The sequence below is a fragment of the Rosenbergiella metrosideri genome (assembly GCF_022602565.1).
Classification (GTDB): Bacteria; Pseudomonadota; Gammaproteobacteria; order Enterobacterales; family Enterobacteriaceae; genus Rosenbergiella; species Rosenbergiella metrosideri.
Genome location: NZ_JALBCV010000123.1, coordinates 1 through 249 on the forward strand (window position 1 = coordinate 1; position 249 = coordinate 249).

Consider the following 249-nt stretch of genomic DNA (forward strand, 5'->3'; position numbering starts at 1 on the left):
CGCATTACCCAAGCCCAACGGCTGGGGTTGACGCACATTCATTATGGTTACACCGGGAGGACAGATATTTTTAACTTCGCTAAGAAGCTGACGTTTTACTCGCTGTTCGAGGAGTGCCTCAAGCTCGTAGGTCGTATCGAAATGGTTTTCTACCGCATTTTTAGAAGCATGCGTGACTAAGATAATCTCTTTGATCCCCGCGGTGACGCACTCGTCGATGATATACTGAATCATCGGCTTATCCACGAT

Annotated in this window: 1 protein-coding gene; it reads right to left on the reverse strand. The window is 47.4% G+C overall.

Annotated elements, in window-relative coordinates:
* Positions 1–249: sugar phosphate nucleotidyltransferase (locus tag MKR94_RS16760; RefSeq protein WP_277755707.1), on the reverse strand; the 249-nt coding region annotated here is incomplete at both ends.